This window comes from Methylobacterium indicum (assembly GCF_001043895.1).
Classification (GTDB): domain Bacteria; phylum Pseudomonadota; class Alphaproteobacteria; order Rhizobiales; family Beijerinckiaceae; genus Methylobacterium; species Methylobacterium indicum.
Genome location: NZ_JTHF01000224.1, coordinates 1 through 7,248, shown reverse-complemented (window position 1 = coordinate 7,248; position 7,248 = coordinate 1). Strand labels below are relative to the sequence as shown.

The window sequence follows — 7,248 nt, the reverse complement described above, 5'->3', positions numbered from 1 at the left end:
CCGAGGAACAGCGAGGCGAAGAACAGCCCGCCGCGAAAGCCCGACCCGATCGAGACGGCGGAGGCGACCGCCTTCAGGGCGATGAGCATGACCAGCATGCCGGGGGTGTAGAAGGCCTCGAAGCCGACATGCAGGGCGCTGTGGCCGGAGGAGAGCACCGCCGGGGTGACCAGCGCCAGGCCGCCCACCGCGAGTCCGCCGAGGGCTGGCTGCAACGGGAGCGGCACGCGGCTGCGCCGGAAGGCGGCCTCGACCAGGGGCACGCCGCGCATCACCGCGATCGCCACCGCGGCACAGACGAAGCCCATGACGACGATCGGCGCATAGTCGCGCAGGGCGAGGGTCCCGGCGAAGCCGACCTGGAACGAGGACGGCTCGACCACGAGCCGCATGGCACCGACCGCGCAGATCGCCGCGACGACGACGGGTGCCAGCGAGCCGATGGCGTAGGCCCCGATCACCAGCTCGAATGCGTAGAACGCGCCGGTCAGCGGCGCGTCGAAGGCCGCCGCGATCGCCCCCGCCGTACCCGCGCCGACGATGACCCGCAGGTCGCTGCGCCGGAGCTTGAACGCCCGGCCGAGCTTCGAGGCGATGGCGGCCGCGGCCTGGGTGTAGCCCGCCTCCATCCCCACGGAGGCGCCGCAGCCGTTCGACACCAGGGTCTGCGCGACGACGATCAGGCTGTCGCGGCCCGAGATCTGCCCGCCATAGAGGGCGTTGGCCTCGATCGGATCGACGATGCGCCCGGCCCGGCGCCAGCGAGCGAGCAACATGCCGAAGGCCCCGAGGAGGAGGCCGCCTGCCGCCGGGACCAGGAGCGCCCGCCACGGCGCGACCGCCTCGGCCCCGCTCAGCGCCTCGCTCGGCAGGCCGAAGAGCCGGACATGCGCCTCCCGGGCCGCCAGGATCATCGCCGCGACGACGAGCCCGGCGAGGACGCCGACGAGGCCCGACAGAGCCACGACGAGGATCTCCTCCTGCCGGACCAGGCGGCGCAGGACGAAGGAGGGCCGCCACGCAGCCACTCGGGGAAGCCGCATCGGGCGGATCCTAGCGGAGTGTGTAGGCCTGGTAGAGACGGGCGACGTCGGCGGTCACGGGACCGGGCCTGCCGGTGCCGATGCGGCGGCCGTCGATCCGGGTCACCGGGGTGATCCCGCCCAGCGTCCCCGTCACGAAGGCCTCGTCGGCGGCGTAGGTCTCGGCCAGGGTGAAGTCGAGCTCGCGCACCGTGCCGCCGCTCTCGCGCCAGATCTCCATCACCTTGCGATGGGTGATGCCCTTGAAGTTGCATCGTCCCGTCGAGGTCCACAGCTCGCCCTTGCGGACGATGAAGAAGTTGGTGGAATTGCAGCTCGCCACGAAGCCCGATTGATCCAGCATCAAGGCCTCGTCGGCCCCGCAGTTGATCGCCTGGATCAGCGCCTGAATGAAGTTCAGGCGGCTGTGCGAGTTGAGCCGCAGGTCGAACACGTCGGGCGTGCTGCACCGGATGGTCGAGGTCATCAGCGTGAGGCCGGCGGCCTTGGCCTCGGGCCGCGGCGTCTTGTACTCGGCGATGATGACGATCGTGGCCCGGCCGAGCGCGAAGCGGGGATCCTGGTTCGGCGTGCGCTTGCGGCCGCGGGTGACCATCAGGCGGATATGGGCGCCGTCCTGCATCCCGTTGCGCGCGAGCGTTGCCCGGATGGCGGCGACCATCTCCTCCCGGGTGAGCCCGATATCGAGGGCGATCGAGCCCGCGCCCTCGTAGAGCCGGTCCATGTGATCGGCGAGGGCGAGCAGCTTGCCGTCGACGAGACGCAACCCCTCCCACACCCCGTCGCCGAGCACGAAGCCGGCATCGAAGACCGAGACGGAGGCCTGGTCGCGGGGGACGAATTCGCCGTTCACGTAGACGAGCACGCCCTCGTTGCGAGGATCGTCGAGATAGCCCTGCGCGCTCGACGCGCTGGTGGTCTGTGTGCCGGACAAGGGGGTGGTTCCTCGGTGGTGTCGGGGGCTGCCGGACGATGGCGTCAGAACGCGAACTCGCTGTGGCGCGCGAGGAAGCTGCGGGTGCGCTCGCCGCGCGGGTGCTTCAGGACCTCGTCGGGGGTTCCGACCTCGTAGAACCGACCGTCGGCCAGGAAGACGACCTTCGTGGCGAAGTGGTAGGCAAAGCCGAGCTCGTGGGTGACGAGGAGCATGGTGCGCCCCTCCCCGGCGAGGCCGCGGATGACCCGCAGCACCTCCCCGACGAGCTCGGGATCGAGCGAGGAGGTGGGCTCGTCGAAGAGCAGGATCTCGGGATCCATCGCGAGCGCCCGGGCGATCGCCACCCGCTGCTGCTGTCCGCCCGAGAGCCGGCTCGGATAGGCGTCGCGCTTCTCGGAGAGGCCCACCTTGCCGAGTTCGGCCTCCGCCCGGGCGCGGGCCTCGGCCCGCGGCGTGCCCTTCACGGTGACGAGGGCTTCCATGACGTTCTCGATCGCCGTCCTGTGCGGGAAGAGATTGAACTGCTGGAAGACCATGCCGACGCGCCGGCGGACCCCGCACAGCTCGCTCTCGGGATAGACGGTTCCGCCGTCCCGCCCCCGCCGGCCGAGCGTCCGGCCGTCGAGGGCGATCCGGCCCGCCGTCGGGACCTCCATGAAGTTCAGGCAGCGCAGGAGCGTGCTCTTGCCCGACCCCGAGCCGCCGATGATCGCCACGCGCTCGCCCGGCATCACGGCGAGGTCGATGCCGCGCAGGACCTCGTGCGGGCCGAACGCCTTGTGGAGGCCTTCGACCTCGAGCAGGGGAGTGGTCGTCATGGGTGAAACCCTTCAGCTGCGGGCGGCGAGGCGCCGCTCGAGGCGGGCGGAGAGGAAGCTGCCGGGATAGATGAGGACGAAGTAGACGATCGCCACCGTGGTCAGGATCTCGAGCGGTCGATAATAGGTCGCGCTCAGGAGACGGCCCTGGTACATCAACTCATGTACCGAAAGCACGGAAGCGAGCGAAGTGACTTTTGCCAGTTCGATGGCTCGATTGGTGAAGGCCGGGAGCATGCGACGCAGGACCTGGGGCAGGATCACCCGCCGCATCGCCTGCGCACGGGTCATGCCGAGCGCCCGCGCGCCCTCGAACTGCCCCTTCGGGACCGACTGGATCCCGCCCCGAAAGATCTCGGCGCAATAGGCCGCGGTGTTGAGGGTGAGCCCGAGCAGGGCCGCCACGAAGGGCGACAGCTGGACGCCGATGACGATCGGAAAGGCGTAGAAGAACCAGATCAGCTGGATCAGGACCGGCGTGCCGCGAAACACCTCGATGGCGCCCAGCGCCGGCTTGGCGACCCAGCCCGAGCGGGACAGGCGGGCGAGGCCGAGGGCGAAGCCGAGCGCGAGCCCGGCCGCCATGGCGGGAATCCAGAGTTCCACCGTGACGAGGAGGCCGCGCAGCAGCACCGGCCAGTTCTGCGCCAGCAGGCTGAAATCCCAGTCGTAGGTCATGTCCGGGACCTCAGCGATAGGCGGTGAGGCGCTGCTCGGCCAGGCGCGCCAGCGCGCTCGCCGTGATCAGCAGAACCAGGTACAGAAGCGCCACCACGGTGTAGACCTCGAGCGGTCGGAAGGTCTGGCTGTTGACCTGCATCGCCTGGTAGAGAAGCTCGCCATAGGCGAGGGTCGAGGCGAGCGCCGTGGTCTTCGTCAGCTCGAAGGAGCGCTCGACGAAGGGCGGCACCATCCGGCCGATCGCCTGCGGCAGGACGACCCGGCGCATGAGCTGCGCCCGGCTCATCCCGAGCGCCCTGGCGCCCTCCCACTGCCCCTTCTCGATCGAGACGATGCCGCCGCGAAACACCTCGGCGTAGAAGGCTCCCGACTGGGTCGAGAGCGCGAGGATCGCCGCGGCGAGGGGATCGAGGCTGATGTCGGCCAGGACCGGCAGCGCATAGAAGAACCAGAAGAAATGCACGATCGGCGGCGTGTTCCGGTAGAACTCGATGAACGCCGTGGCAGGCGCGCGCGCGAGCCGGGACGGGGACAGCCGCATCAGGGCGAGGACGAGCCCGATGGCGACGCCGAGCACGATCGACGCCGCCGCGATCTTGACGGTGTTGACGAGCCCGAGCGCCAGCATGTCGAGATGGCGCAGGACGGGCATGAAGTCCCAGGCATAAGTCATGACCGTCCTCCTCGGGTCAGGGCGTCAGGCCCATTTCTCCCGCACGAGGCCAGGTACGGTCGCCGGGTCGATGCCGCGGGCCTGGAGGTACTTGGCGAAATATTCCTGCGGCTTGCCCGCGGCGTAGAGGGCGGCGAAGCGCTCGCCGAGCCAGACCTTGAACGCCGGATCGGCGTCCCGGCGGATGCCGGCGCTCGTGGCGACCGGGTTCACCGGCTTGAGCAGCACCACCTTGCCGAGCTTGAGCCGGGCATACTGGACGACGAGTGCCGGGTGGAACTGCGCGACGACATCCACGCGCTTGGCCGCGAAGGCGGCCACCGCCTCGTCGTTGTTCGAGAAACGGCTGATGCTGGGGCTCTTCAGGGTCTCGGTCACCGTGCGGTCGACCGAGGTGCCGAGCGTCACGCCGATGCGGATGCCGGGCTTGTCGAGGTCGCTCCAGGACGTGGCCGCCTGATCGGGCCGTACCAGCGCCCCGGCCGCGTAGTAGAAGAGCGGGCTGTCCGGGAAGTCGATCGCCTTGCGACGCTCCTCGGTCGGATCGAGCACGAACATCACGTCGATCTGGTCGGCCTGGATCGCGGCGACGCAGTTCGCCCAGCTCGTCTCCACCGGCACCATCGCGACGCCGAGGTCGCTCGCCAGCTGGGTTCCGAGATCGATGCCGACGCCGCTCCAGGTCCCGGCCATTGGATCCTTGAAGAACCACGGCTCGGCCGAAGTGACCCCGATGCGCAGCTTTCCGCTCTGCTTGACGCGATCGAGCGACGTCCGGCCTTGCGCCCCCACGGGGCGCAGGCCGGCGGCCGTCGCCGCCGAGACGAGACCGAGGGCGAGAACGTCGCGTCGACGGGTCATGGAAGTTCTTCTGATGCTGATCGGTGTTTTCGGTGCGCGGCGACGGTTACGCCCGTCTCCCCGGCCTCGGCTCGCGTCCGTCGAGGAACGCCTTCGTCTGCTCGGCGCCGCGGCGCATGTGGCTCTCGATCTCGCCGCGCATCGCCGCGAGGTCGTCGCCGAGAGCGAGACGGAGATACGCGTCGTGACCGTCCCGCCGGGGTCCGCGGATGCCATGGGCACGGTGATGCGCGGCCCAGTAGAGCTGCAGCCGGCCGCGAAGGCTCTGCCAGATGCGCAGCAGAAACGAATGCCCGGTGGCTTCGTACACGGCGCCGTGGAAGCTGAGTTCGGCGAGGATGCTGGCTTTGTCGTCACCAGCATCGATCGTCGCCGTCAGGGCCTCGTGCCGGCGAAGCAACTCGTTCCGGAATCCCTCGCCGCGCCGGTCCCAAAGCTGCTCGAACGCGAACGTTTCCAGATTGCGGCGGATCGAGTAGATCTCGTCGACATCCTTGACCGTGATATCGATCACGTAGGTCCCGGTATAAGGGACCGTCTCGAGGATTCCCTCTTCGATCAGTTGCCGGATCGCTTCGCGCAAAGGACCGCGGCTGACACCGAACTGCTCGGCGAGTGCGGTTTCGACGAGCTGCGACCCGGGCTCGATGTTCCCGCTCAGGATCGCGTCGCGCAGAGTGTCGGCGATGCGGCTGCGAAACGTGTGCTTCGCCACGCGCGAGAAGCCGTCCATGGGAGTTTTCGCAGGTCGAGCAGTCATGCGGCCTCGCTGGTGATCGATTGTCAACAATCGACGACACGATGCAAGAGGGGGCGTGCACGATTGTCGAGCAGACCTTGTGCACCGTTTGGCGCCCTCCCGGGGAGCCGCGCCCCGCCACCCGGAGAAATCCCCGTGCGGACTGCACCGAACCAGACCGCGTGCCTGCCGAGGACGCCGGACACAGGCGCCCGGGATCGAATCGGTATGGCAGGACGACACGGCATCTCTTCGCATTCAGGCCGTGGAGCCACCCGAGCGGGCCCGCGCCTCGGTCGTCATCCAAGCCGCAAATTGCCACCGACGCTGTCCGGACACCGTCCGTGGGTGGACTTGTCGGCTTGGCTTGGAGGCGCGGCTCATGCCTTGGCCGATGGGGCGGTCGGCGTTGCGGGCGCTAGCGCGACAGGACCTAACAGGAGATGTTGCCCTTCAGGGGCGCCCAAATTCTCTACCGGCCCGGGAAACAGCGCGATGAAACGACCTCAGCGTGTCGATGGCTCGGATTCGTCCGGCTTCGACCATCGGCGACGGGACGCAGCAACGGAATCGGAGACGCGTGCCGCGGAAACCGGCCTGGCCGCCGCCTTCCTCGTCGAAGTGATGGGGGAGGACGTCGCCGCCGCATTCTTTGCCAGGTTCGAGGGCGTAATGGCGGAGGTCTGCCGCAGGGCGGAGGATCTCGCTCACATCCATCGTGCCGCGGACGAACCCGTGACCACGCTGCCTGCAGACAAAGTGCGGCATCCCGGCCCCCGATGGGAAAAGCTGTCTCCGGACGAACGGCGGCGTATCGAGGCGCTGGCAGCGAGAATCGGGCAGGGGGAGGAACACGCGTCGGTGATCGTCATGCAGCGCCGGACGACCGAAGCCTCCCAGCCCTACGACCTGATCTCCGGGGAAGACGCATTCCTGGCGCTCGTCGACGTCATGGGCCATGCCGCGGTCCCGGTTCACATCGCTCCGCCGATCCCCCCGGAGACACTCGAGCTGTTCGATTGAGCCGCCCGTCCGGACGCGTCCAGAGCGCGGCCTTTGCCTGCCAAGCCTCCGATGGTGAATCGGTAGAGTTGCGCCACCGGCGCAACCCGAGTCGGACAACCACGTCGCTCGATCGGCCGGAGCGGCGATGGAGCGGGGGAGGCCGTGAGGCGAGGGGGCTTGAACGCGACGAAGCCCGCCGGGCGTGAGCCGGGCGGGCTTCGTGGTTTCGATCGTGACGAGGGAACGTGTGACGTGCTTGGCAGGTCTGGCGGTGACCGACTCTCCCGTGTCTTGAGACACAGTACCATGGGCGCTGGGGCGGTTAACGGCCGAGTTCGAGATGGGATCGGGTTCTGATCACCCCGCTCTGACCACCAGACCGGCCAAGCACGTCGTTCGGCAAGCATGTCTTTCGCGGGTTGCAGCCTGTGGCTGGTCCGCGGGTCGTCATCGTGTGTGGTTGTTCATGTGTCTGATCCGGACACGGATCA

General features: G+C 68.7%; 8 protein-coding genes and 1 rRNA gene. 1 reads left to right on the top strand and 8 read right to left on the bottom strand.

Translation table 11 applies throughout. The features are described from left to right. From QR78_RS24250 to QR78_RS24220, 7 genes are all read right to left on the bottom strand, one after another. Nucleotides 1–1,043 (bottom strand): chloride channel protein (locus QR78_RS24250; RefSeq protein WP_048430161.1); only part of this gene is annotated, 1,043 nt, incomplete at its 3' end. Nucleotides 1,044–1,053: 10 nt separating this feature from the next. Then, entirely contained in the window at nucleotides 1,054–1,977 is a 924-nt protein-coding gene (locus tag QR78_RS24245) for an aminotransferase class IV (RefSeq protein ID WP_048430159.1), read from the bottom strand. A gap of 44 nt (nucleotides 1,978–2,021) precedes the next feature. Then, nucleotides 2,022–2,798, bottom strand: coding sequence for an amino acid ABC transporter ATP-binding protein (locus tag QR78_RS24240; RefSeq protein ID WP_048430158.1), 777 nt, complete (start codon nucleotides 2,796–2,798; stop codon nucleotides 2,022–2,024). A gap of 12 nt (nucleotides 2,799–2,810) precedes the next feature. Then, entirely contained in the window at nucleotides 2,811–3,476 is a 666-nt protein-coding gene (locus QR78_RS24235; protein ID WP_048430157.1) for an amino acid ABC transporter permease, read from the bottom strand. Between the two features lie 10 nt (nucleotides 3,477–3,486). Next, nucleotides 3,487–4,152 (bottom strand): amino acid ABC transporter permease, encoded by a 666-nt coding sequence (locus QR78_RS24230; protein ID WP_048430156.1) that lies wholly within the window; start codon nucleotides 4,150–4,152, stop codon nucleotides 3,487–3,489. Between the two features lie 24 nt (nucleotides 4,153–4,176). Continuing rightward, nucleotides 4,177–5,013, bottom strand: a complete 837-nt coding sequence (locus tag QR78_RS24225; protein ID WP_053221058.1) for a transporter substrate-binding domain-containing protein — start codon at nucleotides 5,011–5,013, stop codon at nucleotides 4,177–4,179. 46 nt (nucleotides 5,014–5,059) lie between these two features. Continuing rightward, nucleotides 5,060–5,746, bottom strand: coding sequence for a GntR family transcriptional regulator (locus QR78_RS24220; RefSeq protein WP_048430155.1), 687 nt, complete (start codon nucleotides 5,744–5,746; stop codon nucleotides 5,060–5,062). A 501-nt stretch (nucleotides 5,747–6,247) separates the two neighbouring features. Between QR78_RS24220 and QR78_RS24215 the strand changes: the two genes are divergently transcribed. Beyond that, nucleotides 6,248–6,775: a hypothetical protein gene (locus QR78_RS24215; protein WP_048430154.1), complete on the top strand. Its 528-nt coding sequence runs from the start codon at nucleotides 6,248–6,250 to the stop codon at nucleotides 6,773–6,775. Between the two features lie 245 nt (nucleotides 6,776–7,020). On the opposite strand, the gene rrf is transcribed toward QR78_RS24215, so the two are convergent. After that, nucleotides 7,021–7,136 (bottom strand): 5S ribosomal RNA (gene rrf / locus QR78_RS24210). Nucleotides 7,137–7,248: the final 112 nt, after the last annotated feature.

Excerpts from the sequence above, each read along its gene's own strand:
- QR78_RS24240 (WP_048430158.1), bottom strand. The coding sequence starts at position 2,798 with ATGACGACCACTCCCCTGCTCGAGGTCGAAGGCCTCCACAAGGCGTTC.
- QR78_RS24235 (WP_048430157.1), bottom strand. The coding sequence starts at position 3,476 with ATGACCTACGACTGGGATTTCAGCCTGCTGGCGCAGAACTGGCCGGTG.
- QR78_RS24230 (WP_048430156.1), bottom strand. The coding sequence starts at position 4,152 with ATGACTTATGCCTGGGACTTCATGCCCGTCCTGCGCCATCTCGACATG.
- QR78_RS24225 (WP_053221058.1), bottom strand. The coding sequence starts at position 5,013 with ATGACCCGTCGACGCGACGTTCTCGCCCTCGGTCTCGTCTCGGCGGCG.
- QR78_RS24220 (WP_048430155.1), bottom strand. The coding sequence starts at position 5,746 with ATGGACGGCTTCTCGCGCGTGGCGAAGCACACGTTTCGCAGCCGCATC.
- QR78_RS24215 (WP_048430154.1), top strand. The coding sequence starts at position 6,248 with ATGAAACGACCTCAGCGTGTCGATGGCTCGGATTCGTCCGGCTTCGAC.